20 protein-coding genes are annotated in these 18,376 nt (G+C 62.9%); 15 read left to right on the top strand and 5 right to left on the bottom strand.

Features of this window, described 5'->3' with window-relative positions; all coding sequences use genetic code 11:
- Window positions 1-6: 6 nt before the first annotated feature.
- Window positions 7-1,023 carry a LacI family DNA-binding transcriptional regulator gene (locus K1177_RS10875; protein ID WP_224703319.1) on the bottom strand — a complete coding sequence of 339 codons (1,017 nt, stop codon included), beginning with the start codon at window positions 1,021-1,023 and terminating at the stop codon, window positions 7-9.
- Window positions 1,024-1,507: 484 nt separating this feature from the next.
- Between K1177_RS10875 and K1177_RS10870 the strand changes: the two genes are divergently transcribed.
- The 7 genes from K1177_RS10870 to K1177_RS10840 all read left to right on the top strand — a co-directional run bounded on the left by K1177_RS10870 (window position 1,508) and on the right by K1177_RS10840 (window position 8,340).
- The gene (locus K1177_RS10870; protein ID WP_224703318.1) at window positions 1,508-2,776 is read left to right on the top strand and encodes an ABC transporter substrate-binding protein; all 1,269 of its coding nucleotides are present in this window, start codon (window positions 1,508-1,510) and stop codon (window positions 2,774-2,776) included.
- 91 nt (window positions 2,777-2,867) lie between these two features.
- The gene (locus K1177_RS10865; protein WP_224703317.1) at window positions 2,868-3,848 is read left to right on the top strand and encodes a carbohydrate ABC transporter permease; all 981 of its coding nucleotides are present in this window, start codon (window positions 2,868-2,870) and stop codon (window positions 3,846-3,848) included.
- Window positions 3,848-4,693 (top strand): carbohydrate ABC transporter permease, encoded by an 846-nt coding sequence (locus K1177_RS10860; RefSeq protein ID WP_224703316.1) that lies wholly within the window; start codon window positions 3,848-3,850, stop codon window positions 4,691-4,693. Before K1177_RS10865 ends, K1177_RS10860 begins: the two co-directional genes overlap by 1 nt.
- Window positions 4,694-4,705: 12 nt before the next feature.
- A complete protein-coding gene (locus K1177_RS10855; protein WP_224703315.1) occupies window positions 4,706-5,713 on the top strand; it encodes an ABC transporter ATP-binding protein in 1,008 nt (335 codons plus the stop codon).
- Between the two features lie 240 nt (window positions 5,714-5,953).
- Window positions 5,954-6,736: a ThuA domain-containing protein gene (locus K1177_RS10850; RefSeq protein WP_224703314.1), complete on the top strand. Its 783-nt coding sequence runs from the start codon at window positions 5,954-5,956 to the stop codon at window positions 6,734-6,736.
- A 150-nt stretch (window positions 6,737-6,886) separates the two neighbouring features.
- Window positions 6,887-7,930, top strand: coding sequence for a Gfo/Idh/MocA family protein (locus K1177_RS10845; RefSeq protein ID WP_224703313.1), 1,044 nt, complete (start codon window positions 6,887-6,889; stop codon window positions 7,928-7,930).
- Between the two features lie 158 nt (window positions 7,931-8,088).
- A complete protein-coding gene (locus K1177_RS10840; protein ID WP_224703312.1) occupies window positions 8,089-8,340 on the top strand; it encodes a GlsB/YeaQ/YmgE family stress response membrane protein in 252 nt (83 codons plus the stop codon).
- Between the two features lie 66 nt (window positions 8,341-8,406).
- Here the strand turns inward: K1177_RS10840 and K1177_RS10835 are convergent, their stop codons facing one another.
- Window positions 8,407-9,189 carry an SDR family NAD(P)-dependent oxidoreductase gene (locus K1177_RS10835; RefSeq protein ID WP_224703311.1) on the bottom strand — a complete coding sequence of 261 codons (783 nt, stop codon included), beginning with the start codon at window positions 9,187-9,189 and terminating at the stop codon, window positions 8,407-8,409.
- 97 nt (window positions 9,190-9,286) lie between these two features.
- Between K1177_RS10835 and K1177_RS10830 the strand changes: the two genes are divergently transcribed.
- Window positions 9,287-9,802: a MarR family winged helix-turn-helix transcriptional regulator gene (locus tag K1177_RS10830; RefSeq protein WP_224703310.1), complete on the top strand. Its 516-nt coding sequence runs from the start codon at window positions 9,287-9,289 to the stop codon at window positions 9,800-9,802.
- 96 nt (window positions 9,803-9,898) lie between these two features.
- Here K1177_RS10830 and K1177_RS10825 read toward each other — a convergent pair whose 3' ends face one another.
- On the bottom strand, window positions 9,899-11,506 hold the full coding sequence (locus tag K1177_RS10825) for a bifunctional metallophosphatase/5'-nucleotidase (protein ID WP_224703309.1): 1,608 nt from the start codon (window positions 11,504-11,506) through the stop codon (window positions 9,899-9,901).
- A 310-nt stretch (window positions 11,507-11,816) separates the two neighbouring features.
- On the opposite strand from K1177_RS10825, the gene K1177_RS10820 reads away from it, so the two are divergent.
- The 3 genes from K1177_RS10820 (at window position 11,817) to K1177_RS10810 (ending at window position 13,617) form a co-directional block, all read left to right on the top strand.
- Window positions 11,817-12,278 (top strand): GtrA family protein, encoded by a 462-nt coding sequence (locus tag K1177_RS10820; RefSeq protein ID WP_224703308.1) that lies wholly within the window; start codon window positions 11,817-11,819, stop codon window positions 12,276-12,278.
- On the top strand, window positions 12,275-12,907 hold the full coding sequence (locus K1177_RS10815) for a class I SAM-dependent methyltransferase (RefSeq protein ID WP_224703307.1): 633 nt from the start codon (window positions 12,275-12,277) through the stop codon (window positions 12,905-12,907). The genes K1177_RS10820 and K1177_RS10815 overlap by 4 nt, the downstream gene beginning before the upstream one ends.
- 62 nt (window positions 12,908-12,969) lie before the next feature.
- The gene (locus tag K1177_RS10810) at window positions 12,970-13,617 is read left to right on the top strand and encodes a ThuA domain-containing protein (protein WP_224703306.1); all 648 of its coding nucleotides are present in this window, start codon (window positions 12,970-12,972) and stop codon (window positions 13,615-13,617) included.
- 18 nt (window positions 13,618-13,635) lie between these two features.
- On the opposite strand, the gene K1177_RS10805 is transcribed toward K1177_RS10810, so the two are convergent.
- Together K1177_RS10805 and K1177_RS10800 are read right to left on the bottom strand one after the other, a co-directional pair.
- Window positions 13,636-14,274 (bottom strand): DUF1109 domain-containing protein, encoded by a 639-nt coding sequence (locus K1177_RS10805; RefSeq protein ID WP_224703305.1) that lies wholly within the window; start codon window positions 14,272-14,274, stop codon window positions 13,636-13,638.
- On the bottom strand, window positions 14,271-14,795 hold the full coding sequence (locus K1177_RS10800; RefSeq protein WP_224703736.1) for a sigma-70 family RNA polymerase sigma factor: 525 nt from the start codon (window positions 14,793-14,795) through the stop codon (window positions 14,271-14,273). The genes K1177_RS10805 and K1177_RS10800 overlap by 4 nt, the downstream gene beginning before the upstream one ends.
- Before the next feature lie 195 nt (window positions 14,796-14,990).
- On the opposite strand from K1177_RS10800, the gene K1177_RS10795 reads away from it, so the two are divergent.
- From K1177_RS10795 to K1177_RS10780, 4 genes are all read left to right on the top strand, one after another.
- Window positions 14,991-15,353 carry a pentapeptide MXKDX repeat protein gene (locus K1177_RS10795; RefSeq protein ID WP_224703304.1) on the top strand — a complete coding sequence of 121 codons (363 nt, stop codon included), beginning with the start codon at window positions 14,991-14,993 and terminating at the stop codon, window positions 15,351-15,353.
- Between the two features lie 87 nt (window positions 15,354-15,440).
- Window positions 15,441-16,289 (top strand): cytochrome b/b6 domain-containing protein, encoded by an 849-nt coding sequence (locus tag K1177_RS10790; RefSeq protein ID WP_224703303.1) that lies wholly within the window; start codon window positions 15,441-15,443, stop codon window positions 16,287-16,289.
- Window positions 16,286-17,074: a molybdopterin-dependent oxidoreductase gene (locus K1177_RS10785; protein WP_224703302.1), complete on the top strand. Its 789-nt coding sequence runs from the start codon at window positions 16,286-16,288 to the stop codon at window positions 17,072-17,074. The genes K1177_RS10790 and K1177_RS10785 overlap by 4 nt, the downstream gene beginning before the upstream one ends.
- 28 nt (window positions 17,075-17,102) lie before the next feature.
- Window positions 17,103-17,984 (top strand): hypothetical protein, encoded by an 882-nt coding sequence (locus K1177_RS10780; protein ID WP_224703301.1) that lies wholly within the window; start codon window positions 17,103-17,105, stop codon window positions 17,982-17,984.
- Window positions 17,985-18,376 lie beyond the last annotated feature (392 nt).

Here is an 18,376-nt window from a genome sequence, read left to right as displayed (position 1 = left end):
TGCCGGTCAGAACGGCGGGGGCCCAGAGCTCTCGCGCAGCACCAGTTCCACCGGCCAGAGTTCATGCACATCTTCGGGCGGCTTGCCCGCCAGGATGGACAGGATCAGTTCGGCGATGCGCACGCCGGCCGCGCGGATGGACGAGCGCGTGGTGGACATGGACGGGTACATGTTGTCGGCGTTGAGATAGGGAAAGACGTCGTCATGGGCAATCATGGAGACATCCTTGCCCAGCACCAGGCCCGCCTGCCGAATGGCACGGAACACGCCCAGAGCCGTCATCATCGAGCCGGCCAGGAAGGCCGTTGGACGCGGGCGCAGCTCCAGCATGGACTGGGCAATGCGGAAGGCCACTTCGTCGGTGAAGACGGAATTGCCGACCAGGGCCGGATCGGGCGTCACGCCGCGCGCGGCGAGCGCCGTGCGATAGCCCAGTTCGCGATGTTCGGCGAAGGTGCGGCCCTTGAGGCCATTGAGAATGGCGATGCGGCGATGGCCCAGATCGAGCAGGTGGCTGGTGGCGCGCTCGACCGCCGCGCGATTGTCGATGTCGAGCCAGGGGACAGTGGTGCCGATGTCGGTGCGGCCATGCAGGATGAACGGCATCTTGAGCTCGAGCAACAGTTCAGCACGCTGATCCTTGAGCGTTGGCGAATGCAGCACGACCGCATCGACTTTCTGGCTGGCGGCCAGACGGCGGTAGGCGGCCATTTCCTCCTGGAAATTATCCACAGTGATGAGCAGGATATCGATCTCTTCGGCGCCCATGCGGCCACTCATGCCGGCGACAAATTCGCTCATATGCGGACCCAGTTCGCCCACGCCGCGCAGGACCAGGCCAACGGCGCCCGAGCGTCCCGTGGCCAGGCGCAGCGCGCTGGCATTGGGGCGATAGCCCAGACGGGCGGCCGTCTCGGCGACGCGCAGGCGCGTGGTCTCGCTGACTTCGGGATAGCCATTGAGCGCGCGGCTGACAGTGGTCTGCGAGAGGCCGAGATGCTCGGCCAGATCCTTCAGTCTCATTGCTGTAAATGGCCCTCGGCAAGGTGTGCGCACAGCTGGTCTGATGCACACAGCTGCAGTCGCGCCCATGCCAATAGGACACACAGGGCGCCTTGAACAGCGCTTCCTGTCTCCTCCTCCGTAGCGCATTCAAAGCGATTTCAAATTTTGGCGCAAGCCCCCAGTTTTATGCGCCCTGCCATGAGGTGCGTACATCAAGCCATATCCGCGGAAATTAACCAGTTCCGACCAAGCAAATTTGTAACGTATTGATTTTCAATTCATAATTTCTCTGCATCGATGCAGTTGTGAAGATTTCGCAATGCGGGCGCTTGACAGGAAATCGGCGCTCTGGTTCTTTTTCGTTCAAAGCGCTTTGAAATGACGGCGATAAAGCCCGTCGGTAAGGGCGCTTTGAGGGAGGAGATACGGAGTTCGGCCTGCGCGCGGCGCTGGCCATGCTGCCGTGCCTTCCCGAGATCAGGTTCATTCGGGAGGATATCTAATGAAATTGAACAAGCTTCTGGTCGGTCTTCTGGCCAGCGTGACGCTGGTTGTGGGTTCTGCCCAGGCCGCCGAGCTGTCGATCGTGTCGGGCGACACCGGCAACGGGCTTGCGTTCCTGCGCAGCCAGCTCGACAAGTTCGAGGCCGAGACCGGCAACAAGGTCACCATCGTGCCGATGCCGTCGTCGACCTCCGACCAGTTCGGCCAGTACAAGCTGTGGCTTGCTGCCGGCAACACCGACATCGACGTCTACCAGACCGACGTGATCTGGGCTCCGCAGCTGGCAGACCAGTTCCTGGACCTGACCGAAGCCGCCAAGGATGTGGCGGGCAGCCACTTCCCCTCGATCATCGAGTCGCAGACTGTGGACGGCAAGCTGGTCGCCATTCCGGCCTTCACCGACGCGCCGGCCCTGTTCTACCGCAAGGACCTGCTTGAGAAGTACAACAAGCCCGTCCCGGCCACCTGGGACGAGATGGCTGCCACCGCTCAGGAAATCATGGATGGCGAACGTGCAGCCGGCAATGCCGAGATGTACGGCTTTGTGTTCCAGGGCAATGCCTATGAAGGCCTGACCTGCGACGCCCTGGAATGGGTGAAGTCCAATGGCGGCGGCCAGATCGTGGAAGCCGATGGCACCATTTCGATCAACAACCCGCAGGCTGCAGCGGCTATTGACCGTGCGGCCAGCTGGATCGGCACCATCTCGCCGGAAGGCAATCTTGCCTACCAGGAAGAAGAGAGCCGTGGCGTCTGGCAGCTGGGCAACTCGGTGTTCATGCGCAACTGGCCCTACGCCTACGCCCTGGGCAACAGCGACGACTCTGCCGTGAAGGGCAAGTTCGATGTGGCGCCGCTGCCGGCCGGTGACGGCGAAGGCGCACGCTCGGCTGCAACCCTTGGCGGCTGGAACGTGGCTGTCTCCAAGTACTCGCAGGATCCGGAAGAAGCGATCAAGCTCGCTCTGTTCCTGGGTTCTGAGGAAGTGCAGAAGGAACGCGCCATCAACCAGTCCAACCTGCCCACCATCCCGGCACTTTATGAAGATGCCGACGTGCTGGCAGCCTCGCCCTTCATGGCGAACTGGAAGGCCATCTTCGAGCAGGCCGTGCCGCGTCCGTCCGCTCCCACCAAGATCAAGTACAACGAGGTCTCCTCGCTGTTCTGGAGTGCCGTGCACAACACCCTGTCGGGCAATGGCACTGCCGCCGAGAACCTGGAAGGCCTCGAGGCTGACCTGACCGATCTCAAGGGCGACGCCTGGTAAGTCCTCCCGGCAGCCCAAGGCAAGGCGGGCGGCCCGGAGACCCCGGACCGTCCGCTTTGCATAATGATCGACACTAGGGGAGGAGGCCAAGATGGCCACAGAAGCGATGGCTGCGCCGGGGGCGGTAACTGGCGGCAAGATCAAATCGGAACTGATGCAGCAGCGCGTGCGTGCCGCGCGGTGGTTCCTGCTGCCGATGCTCATTGCGCTGGCCGTGGTGGCCGGATGGCCGCTGCTTCGGTCCATCTATTTCTCGTTCACTGACGCCTCACTGAACAATATCGACGGCGCCGAATGGGTGGGGTTCAGCAACTATCTGCGCGTCCAGGTGCTCGACAGTGGTGCGGTGCGCTACCGCGGCCTGCTCGTGGATCCCTCCTGGTGGAATGCGGTGTGGAACACGCTGCGGTTCGCCGTGGTATCGGTGAGCCTTGAGGCTGTGCTGGGCATGCTGGTGGCGCTGGTGCTCAATGCCGAATTCAAGGGCCGCGGCATTGTCCGCGCCGCCATCCTGATCCCGTGGGCGATCCCGACGATCGTTTCGGCCAAGATGTGGAGCTGGATGCTCAATGACCAGTTCGGCATTCTCAACGATCTGGGCTTGCGGCTGGGCCTGCTGAGCCAGAAGGTGGCCTGGACCGCGACCGCCGACACGGCGATGACGGCGGTGCTGATCGTGGACATCTGGAAAACCACGCCCTTCATGGCCCTGCTGATCCTGGCGGGTCTGCAGATGGTGCCAAAGGATATCTATGAGGCCGCCGAGATCGACGGCGTGCATCCGGTCAAGCAGTTCTTCCGGATCACCCTGCCGCTGGTGCGTCCCGCGCTGATGGTGGCCATCATCTTCCGCCTGCTCGATGCCCTGCGCATCTTCGACCTGATCTATGTGCTCACGCCCAATAGCTCGGCCACCAAGACCATGAGCGTGCTGGCGCGCGAAAACCTTTTCGACTTTGACAAGTTTGCCTATGGGTCGGCGATGTCGACCCTGCTGTTCCTGATCATCGCGCTGCTGACCATCCTCTATATCTGGCTGGGCAAGGTGCGGTTCGACGGGGGAGATCGCTGATGCCTGCAACGCTCAATCTGTGGAAGATCGTCAAGACCACGCTGTTCTACGCAGCAGTCGTCTTCATCGTGGTGGTCTCGGTGTTCCCGTTCTACTACGCGATCCTGACCAGCTTCAAACAAGGCACGGACATCTTCCGCGTCAGCTACTGGCCGACCTCGTTCAGCTTCGAGAACTATCAGGCGGTGCTGAGCCAGGGCAGTTTCCCGCGCAATCTGCTCAACTCGATCTTCGTCGCGTCGCTGACGGTGGTCATCGCGCTCTTCCTGGCTGTGACAGCTGCGTTTGCGCTCAGCCGCGTGCGGTTCCGCGGGCGCGGGTTCCTGCTGATGGTGATCCTGGCGGTGTCGATGTTCCCGCAGATCGCCGTGCTGTCGGGCCTGTTCGAGTTGATCCGCGCGCTGGGCATCTACAATACGCCCTGGGCCCTGATCTTCTCGTACACGATCTTCACGCTGCCGTTCACCGTGTGGGTGTTGACCACCTTCATGCGCGACCTGCCGGTGGAAATCGAGGAAGCCGCCATCGTGGATGGCGCCAGCCCCTGGGTCATCATCACGCGGGTGTTCATGCCGCTGATGTGGCCGGCGCTGGTGACGACGGGCCTGCTGGCCTTCATCGGGGCGTGGAACGAGTTCCTGTTTGCGCTCACCTTCACCTCGTCGAACGATACCCGCACCGTGCCGGTGGCCATCGCCTTGCTGTCGGGTGGCTCGCAGTATGAAATTCCATGGGGGATCATCATGGCAGCCTCGGTCATCGTGACCGTGCCGCTGGTGGCCCTGGTGCTGGTGTTCCAGCGCAAGATCGTGTCCGGCCTCACCGCCGGCGGCGTCAAAGGTTAGGGAGAACAAGACATGGCAAGCATCGAGCTTCGCAACATTCGCAAGGCCTTTGGCGTTGTCGAGGTGATCAAGGGCGTCAACCTGGAAGTCCGCAAGGGCGAGTTCATGGTGTTCGTGGGGCCCTCGGGCTGTGGCAAGTCCACCCTGCTGCGCCTGATCTCGGGCCTGGAGGACATTACCTCGGGCGAAATGCTGTTCGACGGCAAGGTGGTCAATGCCCTGGCCCCGTCCAAGCGCGGCATCGCCATGGTGTTCCAGTCCTATGCGCTTTATCCGCATATGACGGTCTATGAGAACATGGCGTTCGGGCTGACCCTGGAGAAGGGTCATGACAAGAGCGAGATCCGTCGCCGGGTGGAGAAGGCGGCCGACATGCTGCAGATCCGGCAGTATCTTGACCGCCTGCCCAAGCAGTTGTCGGGTGGCCAGCGCCAGCGCGTGGCCATCGGCCGGGCCATCACTCGCGATCCCAAGGTGTTTCTGTTCGACGAGCCGCTCAGCAATCTCGATGCGGCGCTGCGCGTGGCCACCCGCATCGAGATCGCCAAGCTGCATGAGAGCATGGACAATGTGACCATGATCTATGTGACGCACGATCAGGTGGAAGCCATGACGCTGGCCGATCGCATCTGCGTGCTGCGCGATGGCCACATCGAGCAGGTGGGCACGCCCATGGAGCTCTATGAGTCGCCCAATTCGGTGTTCGTGGCCGGCTTCATCGGCTCGCCGAAGATGAACTTCATCGGGGGTGATCTGGCGCAGAAGCTGGATGCGCACACTGTCGGCATCCGTGGCGAGCACATCACCATCACGCCCGGCGAGGGGATGTGGCAGGGCACGGTGATCCACACCGAGAACCTGGGCGCAGATTCCTATGTGTACCTGGAAATGGGCACCGAGGAGCCCGTGGTGGTGCGGCTGGATGGCGTGAACAGCTACAAGAGCGGCGAAGTGGTCCACATCACGCCCATGTTGGACAATATCCACCGCTTCGACACCGCAGGAAAACCCATTCGCTAAGCGCATTGCGCTGGGGTTGCCGGGCCTGTCAGAAGTGAGCTGGCCCGGCAATGATGCGAGTCTGCCGCGTTGCGTGCGCGGCATGACATTTTGCTGGGGGCGCAGCATGTGCCGGCGCGCGGGGCGCACCGGCCAGATTGAGATCCGTGCTGGCGCCACCGCCAGCACTTCACGTTGCCGCGGCGGCATGGCTCCCTTCCATGATACCCGGCGTTCATCAGACGATGCAGGAGACTACCAATGCCGATCCGTACCCTGATCTGGGGCGAAAACGTTCACGAGCAGAAGAACAAGATCGTTGCCAAGAATTACCCGCTGGGCATGCATAACCACATTGCCAAGCTGCTCGAGAGCGACAGCAATATCGTCACCAAGACCACCACGCTGCAGGAACCAGAGCATGGCTGCACGGTGGAGGCGCTGGCCAATACCGATGTGCTGGTGTGGTGGGGCCACGCCGCCCATGGCCAGGTGGAAGACGAGATCGTCGAGCGCATTGCCAAGCGCGTGTGGGAAGGCATGGGCCTGATCGTGCTGCACTCGGGGCATTTCTCCAAGATCTTCAAGCGCCTGATGGGCAGCCCCTGCGCGCTGCACTGGCGCGAGGCGGGCGAGCGCGAGCGCCTGTGGGTCACCGCACCCGGCCATCCGATCGCCAAGGGCCTGCCGGCCTATTTCGAGCTCGAGATGGAAGAAATGTATGGCGAACCCTTCAGCGTGCCCGAGCCGCTGGAAACGGTGTTCGTCAGCTGGTTCCAGGGTGGCGAAGTGTTCCGCAGCGGCCTGACCTATCGCCGTGGTGCGGGCAATATCTTCTATTTCCGCCCGGGTCACGAAACCTATCCCACCTACCACGACTCCACGGTTGGACTGGTGCTGCGCAATGCGGTGAACTGGGCCTATAACCCCGACCAGCACCCCGAAATTCACGACGCCCCCAATACGCCGGTGGAAAAATCCATCGAGCCACTGGTGGAACGCGGCCCCAAACTGCACCACGATGGCGAAGAAGGTTTCAAGTAAGGCACAGCCTTGGACGCCAAAGCGCCGCGAGCACGTCGCGTTTTGGCGCCAAGCGCCACGCAGTCTGTGATCCGGACGGAGGCATCCGTCCGGTCGAGACCGAAAACGAGTTGGTAGACACTATTGGGCTGGGCCCGAGGGAATAACATCATGCGGTTGCTCATTCTGGGTACCGGTGGCATGGCCAATACCCATGCCAAGGCCTTTGCAGGCATTGAGGGCGTCGAGCTGGTGGGCGGCGTGGACGTCGATCCGGCGCGCGTGGAGGCCTTCAACAAGGTGCATGGCATCGAACGCGGCTTCGGGTCGCTGGACGCGGCGATCGCCTGGGGCCAGTTCGACGCGGTGGCCAATGTCACGCCCGATTCGATCCACCATCCGACCACCATGGCGGCACTGCAGGCCGGCAAGCATGTCTTCTGCGAAAAGCCACTGGCCACGGACCACACCAAGGCGATGGAAATGACCGAGCTGGCCGAGCGGCTGGGCCTGGTCAACATGGTCAACCTGACCTATCGCAATGTGGCGCAGCTGCAGAAGGCCCGCGCCATCGTGCAGTCGGGCGCGGTGGGCAAGGTCAAGCATTTCGAGGCGAGCTATCTGCAGAGCTGGCTGGTCAGCAAGGCCTGGGGCGACTGGCGCACGGAAAGCCAGTGGCTGTGGCGGCTGAGCAAGAAGCATGGCTCGAACGGCGTGCTGGGTGACATCGGCGTGCATATCCTGGACTTCGCCGCCTATGGCGCGGGCAGCGATTTCTCCAAGGTGTTCTGCCGGCTCGAGACCTTCGACAAGGCCGAGAACAATCGCATCGGGGAATATGACCTGGACGCCAATGACAGCTTTGCCATGACGGCGCAGCTGGAGAACGGCGCGCTGGGCGTGATCCATGCCACCCGCTGGGCAACCGGGCATTTCAACGAGCTGCGCCTGCGCATCTATGGCGAGCTGGGCTCGGTGGAAGTGCAGCACCGCCACGACTGGAGCAAGCTGTTCACCTGCCTGGGCGACGACGCGGAAACCGGTACCTGGACCGAGGTGGCCGTTGACCCCGTGCCGACCAATTACATGCGCTTTGTCGAGGCGGTGCGGACCGGCAAGAATCTTGAGCCGAGCTTCCGCCATGCCACGGGCATCCAGAAGGTGCTGGACATGGCGACGACTACTGATCGCGACCGCAGCGAATTGACGGTCTGATCCATCAGCAGTGGGACTTGGCGAGGGCCCGCAGGCATGCGGGCCCTTTTGCTTTGGGCGGCCGGCGGGCCGTCGTCATCTTGAAATCGCCATGGTGTGCGACAATTTATCACCCTCAAGAAGGGGAAAGCGAACACGCACCCTCAAAGGAGACCAAAATGGGTATCATCTGGGCGATCATCATCGGCTTTCTGGCAGGCCTTGTGGCCAAGATCATTACGCCGGGCGACAACAAGCCGAGCGGCTTCATTCTGACCACTGTGCTGGGCATTGTGGGTTCCGTGGTCGCGACCTTCCTGGGCCAGGCGATCGGCTGGTACTCTGCCGGTGATGGTGCGGGCTTTATCGCCTCGGTGATCGGTGCCGTCATCGTGCTGCTGGTCTGGGGCCAGCTGGCGCGTCGCCGCTAAAGGACTCCTGGCAAACGAGAAGATGGGTGCCGTTGGCACCCATTTTTTTTGCGCTGAATTCGATGTTCAGATGTATCGTGACGCGGGCTGGCTGCTCTGCGTGCCGGCAAAGAGATTTGCCCGGGCTTCGTCATAACGTGCCCAAAGTGTCTCGTCCTGAACTGAGGGCAGGGTTACCAGTTCGCCGCGATCCATGCCGACCAGGCCGGCATCTACAAGCTGCTCGGCTGTCATGAATACGGATCGGTCAAAATTATCGATCGACACGCCGGCGGTCTCATAAAAGTCAGTCACAGTGCCGGCCGGCAGCACGGCCTGTACCAGCACGCCGTCTTCCCTGGCTTCCTCGGCCACGCCGCGGCTGAAGGTCAGCACGAAGGACTTGGTGGCGCTGTAAAGAGCGCTCATGGGCCCGGGGAAAAACGCCATCACCGAGCCGACATTGACAATCGTGCCAGTCTTGCGCACCCGCATTCCGGGCAGGGCAGCGCGGGTCAGGCGCATCAGCGCAGTGACGTTCAGCGTCAGGGTGGCGATGGCGTCCGCATCGGTCATTGTTGCCGTGTTGGCGAAGGGCCCCATTCCGGCATTGTTGACCAGGACGGTAATGTTCTCGTCGCGCAGGACTTGCTCGATGCTGGCGATGCCGGAGTCGGACGTGAGGTCGGCGGTAAGGGTGCGCACGGACACGCCACTGGACTGGTCGAGTTCGGCGGCAAGGGCTGTGAGTTTATCAGTGCGGCGGGCGACCAGGATGAGGTCGTAGCCGCGGGCGGCAAGGCGCCGGGCGTAGATCGCGCCAATGCCTGATGAAGCGCCAGTGATGAGGGCGGTCTTGAGTGAGGACATCAAATGCTCCTTTGGTTGAGTGCTCAACTAATTGGAGCGGGAGGTCGTTCTTGTCAATGGTGATGTGCTCAACTATTTTTCGGAAAGGAGATGAGCCATGACCAGACCTGCGCCCGCCGATGTCGCCAGCGTCGAACCGTTTGATGTGTTGCATTGCACGCACACAGCTGTGCGGCAGGCATCGCGGCAACTGACGCAGGTTTACGACCTCGCCATTGCACCCGCCGGGTTGACCTCGGCGCAGGCCATGTTGGTCAGCCGGCTCGATGAGCTCGGTGGTGCCCCTGGGGGCGAGGGCCCATCCCTTCAGGCCCTGGCCAAGCGGCTCTCCATCCAGGTTTCGGCGCTGACCCATGCGCTCCGCCCGTTGGTACGGGATGGGGTGGTCGAGTTACATACAGATGCCAAGGATGGCCGGATCAAGCGCGCAGTTCTGACCGAGAAAGGCATGAGGCAGACCCGGCAGATGTACGAGCTCTGGCTGGCGGTCAACCGGCGCATGGATGACGTGCTGGGGACAGGTGCAGGCTCCGAATTGCGAGCGCTGGCGACAAAGGTGGCTTCACCGGAGTTTCTGGCGGCGATGACCAAGGGTCCAGCGCCCGACGTCTGACTGCGCGCCGACGCAGGTGCTGCGCCGTCATACGTGCCTTTGGCACAAAAAAAAGGGCGCCCGGTGGGGCGCCCTTCGTGTTTCTGGGGACGGCGATTACTGCAGGACAGTGATGCGGCCGTCGGTATAGGGGGTGTAGTCGCCGCCCAGCTTGGCGATGTAGTCGGCCAGGACCTGCTCCAGCGGCGGGCCAAAGTCGTAGGGGTTGTCGCCTTCGGCAAAGGTGCCATAGCCGTCGCCGCCGCCACGCACATAGTTGTTGGTGGCGATGATGTAGCTGGCCTCTTCGTCGATGGGCATCCAGCTATCGCCGTCGCCCTTGACCATCACATCGCTGACGCGCTCACCGGCCGGCTTGGCCAGGGTGTAGCTGTACTTCAGGCCAGCGACCTGCGGGAAGCGACCGGCGCCATTCTCGATGTCGGAGACGCCGTTCTCGAGAGCCTCGATCACGTCGGCACCGCTGACCTGGACGGTGGCCAGGGTGTTGGAGAAGGGCAGAACGGTGATGACTTCACCCACGGTGATGTCACCGGCGTCGATGGACGCGCGCACGCCGCCGCCATTCTGGATGGCGATGGTCGCGCCCTGGTCGGCAGCGCGATCGAGCATGGCGTCTGCAACCAGATTGCCCATCTGGCACTCGACAACACGGCAGGATTCACGCGCACCGTCGATGTCGGCGGTGGCATTGCCGATCACCTTGCCGGTGGCTTCCGCGATGGGCGCAGCCAGGCTGGCGAGCTGGGTCTTGAAGTCATCGTTGGCGGTAACCGAGGCGTCGATCAGGAAGGGCGCGCCTTCGGCCTTGATGACCTTGCCATCGTCATCCCAGGTGATGGCGATGTCGCCCAGGTACTTGCCATACTGGTTGGCCTGCACGACCGGCACTTCGACACCTTCGGGATTGGTGACCATGGTCGGGTAGGGACCGGCCGCCTTTTCGTCGGTGTTGGACAGCAGCGTATGGCTGTGGCCGCCGACGATCACGTCGACCAGCGGGAGTGCTGCGGCGACATCCTGGTCGACGGTGTAGCCGATGTGGCTGAGCAGGATGATCTTCTTGACGCCAGCGGCGTCCAACGCCTCGGAGGCGCCGCGGACATACTGGATAACGTCGGTGAACTCGACATTGTCGCCGGGCGAGGAAATGTCAGGGGTGTCTTCGGTGGTGGCGCCGATGATGCCGATCTTCTCGCCGCCGACATCGAGCACGATCGAGCCCTTGATCTTGCCGGCAAGGCTGGGATCGCGCGTCACGTCGAAATTGCCGCCGATGATGGGGAACTGTGCCGCCTCGATGAACTTGACGAACTCTTCCGGGCCGTCGTCGAACTCGTGGTTGCCGGTGGCAACGACGTCAAAGCCCATCTGGTTGAAGAAGTCCGAGACCACCTTGGACTTGTAGGTGGTGTAGTAGAGCGAGCCTTGGAAATTGTCGCCCGCAGAGAGCAGCAGCGTGTTGCCATCGGCATATTTTGCGCGGGTGTCGTCGATGATGGTCTTGAGGCGGGCGATGCCGCCAAAGCATTCGCCAGCAGCATCATCCTCGGCGTTGCAGTTGGAATCACTGCCGGTGATGGGATCAAAGCGCGAGTGAAAGTCGTTGATGTGCAGGATATTGAGTGTGAAGTCGGCGTGAGCGGCGCCGGAGAAGCCGACGAAAAGGGTGAGCGCTGTTGCGCAAAGAAGTCTATTTTTCATCCCTGTTTTCCTTGGTTTGCCAAACGGCAGTTCAGTCCCGCGGCCGCGCAGCAACGCTCGACAAATGGCGAACGGGCCGCCCCAGGCGGCACCCCAACGTCACGGCCAAAACAGAGTTAATCAGCGTTTTGTGACAGTGAATAGTGGACCTTTTGGTCAAAATCGTCGGCTGACGCGGTTTCGCCCGATTCACCTTGTCTCAACCATGCCGGAAAACTGTCCTTGCCCGGACTGCTGGCCGTAAGGGGCTGGCAAGGGACGGGGGCGCATTAAGCGGTTGATATCGCAGAAATAGCCAAGGATCGCCGCCATGAGCGCTGCCCTCGAAAGCCTGATGCCCAATGTGTCGGCGCAGCCGCCTCAGCGCCCTGCGTTCGCTGGCATCCTGAGCTTTCTCGCAATCGGCGCCGCCGGTGCCCTGGGTTTCCTGCTGCTGAGCAATGTGATGATCGCGCTGCCCACCGGCCTGGACAAATGGGTGGTCAACAGCCTTTGCTATGGCGTGTTCATCCTGCCCATCTACCTGCTGCACCGCCGCTTCAGCTTCCAGTCCGACGCGCCCCATGTCGAGGCGCTGCCGCGCTATCTGGCTGTGCAGGCCAGCGCCTTGCTGCTGGCGACACTGTTCGGCTTCGTGCTCTACCGGGTCTTTGCCATGTCGACACCCGTGGCCTCGGGTCTGGTGATTGTGCTGACCTCGGGCGTGAACTATCTGGTGCTGCGCGGCTGGGCCTTTGCCCGGCACCAGCTGGGTGCTTTCGTTCCGGCATGATCGGGCAGGCCCCCAAGACCCTTCTCAACAGCGTGCATGGCCGGTTGATCCTGGCGCGCCGCGTGCAGGTGCTGGCGCAGGCACTGGCGCAGGCCATTCCCACCGGTGGGCGCGTGCTCGACCTGGGCTGCGGGGACGGGCAGGTGGCGCTGGGCGTGATGCGGTTGCGGCCGGACATTGCGGTCGAGGGTGTCGATGTGCTGGTGCGGCCCGTGACCCATATTCCAGTGACGGCCTATGACGGGGTGACGCTGCCCTTTGCCGACAAGAGCTTTGACTATGTGACCATCGTGGATGTGCTGCACCACACCGACGACCCCGCCAGCGTGCTGGCAGAGGCGGCGCGCGTGGCGCGGCAGGGCGTGGTGGTCAAGGATCATCTGCGCGAGGGCTGGCTGGCCGGGCCGGTATTGCGGCTGATGGACTGGGTGGGCAATCGCGGCCACGATGTGCGGCTGCCCTATAATTATCTCGACAGCGCGCAGTGGGCGGCCGCCGAGGATCGCGCCGGACTCAGCGTTGCCGAGCGGCATGCCAGACTGGGCCTTTATCCGGCGCCGCTGAGCTGGGTGTTCGAGCGCAAGCTGCATTTCGTTGCCCGGCTGGTGCCGCAGCGCCAGAGCGCGTAGCGGGGTTTCAATACCGGTTCAGTCGGCTATTGTCCGCGGCGGTGATTTGCGGAGTACGCGGCATGAAGAGTGCGTTGATTGTCTATGGTGGCTGGTCGGGGCACGACCCGGAAGAATGCGCGGCAATCTATCGCCGCTGGCTGCACGAGGACGGATTCTCGGTGCGCATGGCCACCGAAACCAGCGCATTTGCCGACCCCTCGATCCACGACCTGAGCCTGATCGTGCCGATCTTCACCATGAGCAAGATCGAAAAGGAAGAGGTCGCGAACCTGACCAAGGCCGTCGAGGGCGGCGTCGGGCTGGCCGGCCATCATGGCGGCATGAGCGACGCCTTCCGCGATGCGGTGGACTATCAGTTCATGGTGGGCGGACAGTGGGTTGCCCATCCGGGCAATATCATCGACTACACGGTGGACGTGGAAGACGCCGAAGACCCGATCATGGCCGGGATCAAGTCGTTCCCCTACACATCCGAGCAGTATTACATGCATGTGGACCCGTCCAACCATGTGCTGGCGACGACGACCTTTTCGGGCGAACACGCGCCCTGGATCGCGGGCGTGAAGATGCCGGTGGTGTGGAAGCGCCTGCACGGCAAGGGGCGGGTGTTCCATTCCACGCTTGGCCACCAGGCCAAGGAGTTCGAGAACGCAGAGATGGCGACCATCCTGCGGCGCGGCATCAACTGGGCGGCGCGCGAGGAATAGGGGCAGGCCGCGAGCGGCCTACCAGCGCAGCAGGAAGCGACCGAGCACGGCGCCAATGGCGCCGACCATGACAATGCCCAGCGTATAGAACAGCGCCAGGAACATCATGCCGTTCTCGTCGCAGGCAAAGGAATAGACCCAAGCGCCTATGCCGCCAGCCATGATGCCGGCGGCAAAGCCGGCCAGCGTCGGATTGGACGGAGCCATGCGGCGCAGCGCGACAATGGCCGCCAGCAGCATGGGCAGGCCCAGCACCACGATGCGCCAGGGGCAGATCAGGGACGTGCTGCCCACGACCAGAGGCATCATCTCCTCGGGTTCGGCGCGCACGAGCTGGACGATGGCCACCACCAGCAGCGCCGCCAGAATGGCAATGGCGGCCCGCCAGGGCCAGGTGGTGCGACCGTCGGGGCGCGCCAGGATGAGCGTTGCCACGCCGCCCAGGGCGCCGATGATCAGCGTGTAGCCGAACTTGGTCCAGAAGCTCATGGTCGAGACGGCGACGGGCATGTCGGGGCGCATGCCCAGCCACATCAGCATGGCGACCACGGCAACAATGGTGCTCAGGATCGTCGCGCCGATCAAGAGGCGCTGCATGGCCATGGGGCGGACAGGCTTGAGATCGGTGGCAAGGCGCTCGATGAGATCGTCGGTCATTTCTGGCCTCCCGCAAAGCGTGCAGCGAGGGATTTGAGGCCGCGGTGGATCGACACCTTGGCGGCCGTTTCGGTCATGCCATGGGCGGCAGCTGCCTCGGCGACCGAAGCGCCATCGATACGGGTGCGGCGAATGAGGTCGCTGGTGCGCTCGGGCACCGTGTCGAGGACGACATCGAGGTCACGCCGGGCGATGGCGTCGGCCTGGTCGTCGGGCGCGAAAATGGGCGCGTCATCGTCAAGCGGCACCGTCAGGCGAATGGATTGGCGGCGGACATGGTCGACGAATTTGTGGTGCGCGACGGCGTGCAGCCAGGCCGTGAAGGGGCGGGTGCGATCATAGGTCATGCGTCGGGTATGAACAGCCAGCAGAGTATCCTGCACGAGGTCCTCCGCGTGCGATGCAAAGGCGGGGGTGAGCCGCCGGGTGAAATAGGGTCGCAGATGGCGGCCGAGTTCGGCGAGCAGCGTGCGATAGGCCGCAGCGTCGCCGTCGAGCGCAGCGAGCATCAGTCCGCGCAGTCGCGTCTCGGTGGGATCAGTCTGCATTGATCATCCATTCGTCGCCAATGCCGGCATGGTTACATGCTGGGGCAAAAGTTTGGAACCGACAAATCCCGGTCACGTCGGCGTGATCGCGTAACCGGTGGGGCAGGGGCGGCGAATGGCTGGGCATCACCGCGCCACTGGGGCGTGGTCCGATCAATGGAGACTGATATGACCTTTGCCCTGCGCAGTGTTTCGCTGGCCGCCGCCACCGTTCTGGCCCTGGCCCTTGCCCCCGCCGCCTTCGCCCAGGATGCGATGAAATCGGACGCCATGGCCCCCGATGCGATGGCCACCGATGCCATGGCGATGGACGCCATGGCGCCCATGAGCGACGATGATCTCAAGATGTGCCTGGACCAGGCGGCGATGATCACCTTTCCGCATGTGATGGAAGTGGCGACGGCGGCGTGTCATGACATGCACAACGGCATGATGGGCGACGCCATGGGTGGTGATGCCATGGGCGGCGACGCGATGAAGGCCGATGCCATGGCACCGGCTGCCGATGCCATGGCGCCTGCCACGAAGTAACATTTGCGTGTTGTCGACGCCTTGCCCTGCCGCCAGCCGTTACTGCTGGGGTGGGGCAGGGCACACAGCGGCCCGATAGGGGGAATGATGAGCGAAGCAGCAGATACCGTGGCGAGCAAGGGCCCGCTGATCTACCGCCAGTCCATCTGGACACGGGTGACGCACTGGATCTGGGCGATCTGCCTGTTCTTCCTGCTGCTGACGGGGCTGCAGATCTTCAACGCGCATCCTGCCCTCTATATCGGGCAGCAGTCCGGCTTCGAGTTCGAGAATGCCATTCTGGAGATCGGCGCCTTCAATACGCCCAACGGGCCGGTGGGCCGCACGACGGTGTTCGGGCAGACGTTTGACACCACCGGCGTGCTGGGCATGAGCGGCCCGGCGGAGCGGCCGGTGTTCACCGCTTTCCCGGGCGCCGTGACCATTCCCTCGTTCCGTGACCTGGGGACGGGACGAGTGATCCACTTCTTCTTCGGCTGGATCTTTGTGGCGACCATGCTGGTGTGGTTTGTCGCCAGCTTCATCAATGGCCATATTCGCCGCGACATCGTGGTGCGGCCGACCGACATCAAGGGCGTGCCGGGCGATGTGGTCGATCACGCCACCTTCCGCTTCAAGCACGGCCGCACCTATGGGCCGCTGCAGCGCATTGCCTATTTCACAGTGTTCTTCATCCTGTTCCCGCTGATCATCCTGACCGGGCTGACGATGAGCCCGGGGATGAATGCGGCCTGGCCCTGGCTGCTGGACCTGTTTGGCGGGCGGCAGACGGCGCGGACCATCCATTTCATCGTCATGCTGTCCCTGGTCGCGTTTTTCATCATCCACATTCTCATGGTCGTGGCGGCAGGGCCGCTCAACGAGCTGCGCTCGATGATCACCGGCTGGTATCGCGCCAGCCCCGGCACCCCGACCGTTGAAGGAGACAAGCCATGAGCGGGCTGATCACACGTCGCAATTTCCTGCGCAGTTCGGTGCTGGCCGGCTCGAGCCTGGTGCTGGCGGGATGCAACCAGTTCGACTTTCTCGCCGACAAGACGGGGCCGGGCCGGCAGATCATGGAACGGGCCAATGTGCTGACCTATCAGGCCCAGCGCGCCCTGATCGGCGACCAGGCCCTGGCGCGGGAATATTCGGCCAGCGAAATTCGCCAGGGCCAGCGACCCAATGGCTCGACCGATCCGTCGACGCCGGAATATCTGTTCCTCAAGGCTGAGAATTTTGCCAGCTACACGCTCAAGGTGACGGGGCTGGTGGACCGGCCGCAGTCCTTCACGCTCGATCAGCTGCGCAACATGCCGGCGCGCAGCCAGATCACGCGGCATGACTGCGTGGAAGGCTGGAGCTGCATCGCCAAATGGACGGGGACGCAATTGGGGCCGATCCTGGATATGGCCGGGGTGAAGCCGCAGGCGCGCTATTGCGTCTATCACTGCTTCGACAATATCCAGCGCACGCTGACCGGCGACATCCTTTACTACACCAGCTCGGACCTGATCGACGCCTATCACCCGCAGACCATCCTCAGCTATGGGCTGAATGATCAGGTGTTGCCGGTGAGCAATGGGGCGCCGATCCGCCTGCGCATCGAGCGGGCGCTGGGCTACAAGCAGCCGAAATATCTGCACACCATCGAGCTGGTCGACAGTCTCGAGGGTTTCGGCAAGGGCCGCGGCGGCTATTGGGAAGACACCGGCTATGACTGGTACGGTGGGATATGAGTAACAACGCGTACAGTATTCTTGAGCGTTGAATGCTGACGAAGAAGCGCCAAGACTGACGGTGGCTGGGGCTATACCGTTGGGGGCTTCTATGACACCCGTTTCTGCAATCGAGAAGTTGCTGTCCGTCAATCGCGACGCTGCGGTCTTGCTCCTCACGGGCATTGCTGTTTTTGCTGCGATCAGCATTGTCGGTGCCTATAAGATCGACAGTGAAACGGCGATCCGGGTGGGCGGTTTCCTTTTTGCCTTCGCTGTGGCTGCCACAGTTCTGTCGGTGGTTGTGAGCGACCTGCGCGTCCGGGCCGTGCTCGGTTGGTTCCTGGTCACAATGTTCATCGGCTGGTCGGTGGTGCTGTCGATCGCGATCCTGTTCCAGCCCGGTCCGTTCCCGCCGGTCTATTGCCTGATCGCGGTGGGAGAGAGCTGTCCGGACGTGGGCGAGCGGATTGCCCTGAGCCAGACGCGCGGTGTTCCGGTTGCGCCGGAACCGGCGGTGAGCGTGGGGTCAACGGATGCCACCCCAGTCGGGCAGCAGGCCGGCACGAGTGTGCAGCCCGGTGACACGATCACCATCGCAACGGTCGGCGTTGAGACCGCTGATGCCAACTTGCCCAAGCAGATGGTGTTTGTGCAGTGGGGCGGGGTGATGACGCGCGACAGTGTGCGGGCCATGATGCAGGCGCTGGCCGCCCAAGGGTGGAACATGCAGGGCGCGGATGGCGGTGGCGAGCGCACCGAGAAGGCGTTCGGCTATAACGAGGTGCGGTATGCGCCGGGCGCCAAGGCTGACGCCGAGCGGCTTGCCGCAGAACTGCAACGCTTCAACCTGACGGGGAAACCCATCGTTGCAGTGGAATCCCCGGCTGTGGATGCCGGTGCGCTCGAGGTGTGGCTCAGCGTCGTCTAGGTTCAACCCGGCGCGCGACCAGGAACAAGCAGGCCAGAGCCTGGCCGCGCCGGAGCTCCAGGCATGTTACTGAAACCAGCATTATGCGATCGTCTGCACACCCCCCATGCAGCGGGGATAGGCGAATGTCCTTGCAATTTCAGCGGTGATCGCCCAAATAGGCGGCATCGTCACCGGCGCATGGACCCCAAAGAGGGCTCCGCAGGCGCCAGACTTTGGTGACGGACTTCACTTCTTATCCCCTGCGGTGAGCGGCGAAGTCAGCCCGGAAACTGTTTGTCCGGGTTCGAGCCAGCACCCGCGCGATACCTCTCAATTATCGCCCGATTGCATCTGTTTATCCGCCAGCGCATGTGCGTCTGGCGACTTGCGCGCTGCATTGTCCTGCGCGC

The sequence above is a fragment of the Devosia aquimaris genome (assembly GCF_020169335.1).
GTDB classification, from domain to species: domain Bacteria; phylum Pseudomonadota; class Alphaproteobacteria; order Rhizobiales; family Devosiaceae; genus Devosia; species Devosia aquimaris.
The sequence above is the reverse complement of the archived record's forward strand: the minus strand, read 5'-3'. Positions and strand labels throughout refer to the sequence as shown.

Excerpts from the sequence above, each read along its gene's own strand:
- K1177_RS10875 (WP_224703319.1), bottom strand. The coding sequence starts at position 1,023 with ATGAGACTGAAGGATCTGGCCGAGCATCTCGGCCTCTCGCAGACCACT.
- K1177_RS10870 (WP_224703318.1), top strand. The coding sequence starts at position 1,508 with ATGAAATTGAACAAGCTTCTGGTCGGTCTTCTGGCCAGCGTGACGCTG.
- K1177_RS10865 (WP_224703317.1), top strand. The coding sequence starts at position 2,868 with ATGGCCACAGAAGCGATGGCTGCGCCGGGGGCGGTAACTGGCGGCAAG.
- K1177_RS10860 (WP_224703316.1), top strand. The coding sequence starts at position 3,848 with ATGCCTGCAACGCTCAATCTGTGGAAGATCGTCAAGACCACGCTGTTC.
- K1177_RS10855 (WP_224703315.1), top strand. The coding sequence starts at position 4,706 with ATGGCAAGCATCGAGCTTCGCAACATTCGCAAGGCCTTTGGCGTTGTC.
- K1177_RS10850 (WP_224703314.1), top strand. The coding sequence starts at position 5,954 with ATGCCGATCCGTACCCTGATCTGGGGCGAAAACGTTCACGAGCAGAAG.
- K1177_RS10845 (WP_224703313.1), top strand. The coding sequence starts at position 6,887 with ATGCGGTTGCTCATTCTGGGTACCGGTGGCATGGCCAATACCCATGCC.
- K1177_RS10840 (WP_224703312.1), top strand. The coding sequence starts at position 8,089 with ATGGGTATCATCTGGGCGATCATCATCGGCTTTCTGGCAGGCCTTGTG.
- K1177_RS10835 (WP_224703311.1), bottom strand. The coding sequence starts at position 9,189 with ATGTCCTCACTCAAGACCGCCCTCATCACTGGCGCTTCATCAGGCATT.
- K1177_RS10830 (WP_224703310.1), top strand. The coding sequence starts at position 9,287 with ATGACCAGACCTGCGCCCGCCGATGTCGCCAGCGTCGAACCGTTTGAT.
- K1177_RS10825 (WP_224703309.1), bottom strand. The coding sequence starts at position 11,506 with ATGAAAAATAGACTTCTTTGCGCAACAGCGCTCACCCTTTTCGTCGGC.
- K1177_RS10820 (WP_224703308.1), top strand. The coding sequence starts at position 11,817 with ATGAGCGCTGCCCTCGAAAGCCTGATGCCCAATGTGTCGGCGCAGCCG.
- K1177_RS10815 (WP_224703307.1), top strand. The coding sequence starts at position 12,275 with ATGATCGGGCAGGCCCCCAAGACCCTTCTCAACAGCGTGCATGGCCGG.
- K1177_RS10810 (WP_224703306.1), top strand. The coding sequence starts at position 12,970 with ATGAAGAGTGCGTTGATTGTCTATGGTGGCTGGTCGGGGCACGACCCG.
- K1177_RS10805 (WP_224703305.1), bottom strand. The coding sequence starts at position 14,274 with ATGACCGACGATCTCATCGAGCGCCTTGCCACCGATCTCAAGCCTGTC.
- K1177_RS10795 (WP_224703304.1), top strand. The coding sequence starts at position 14,991 with ATGACCTTTGCCCTGCGCAGTGTTTCGCTGGCCGCCGCCACCGTTCTG.
- K1177_RS10790 (WP_224703303.1), top strand. The coding sequence starts at position 15,441 with ATGAGCGAAGCAGCAGATACCGTGGCGAGCAAGGGCCCGCTGATCTAC.
- K1177_RS10785 (WP_224703302.1), top strand. The coding sequence starts at position 16,286 with ATGAGCGGGCTGATCACACGTCGCAATTTCCTGCGCAGTTCGGTGCTG.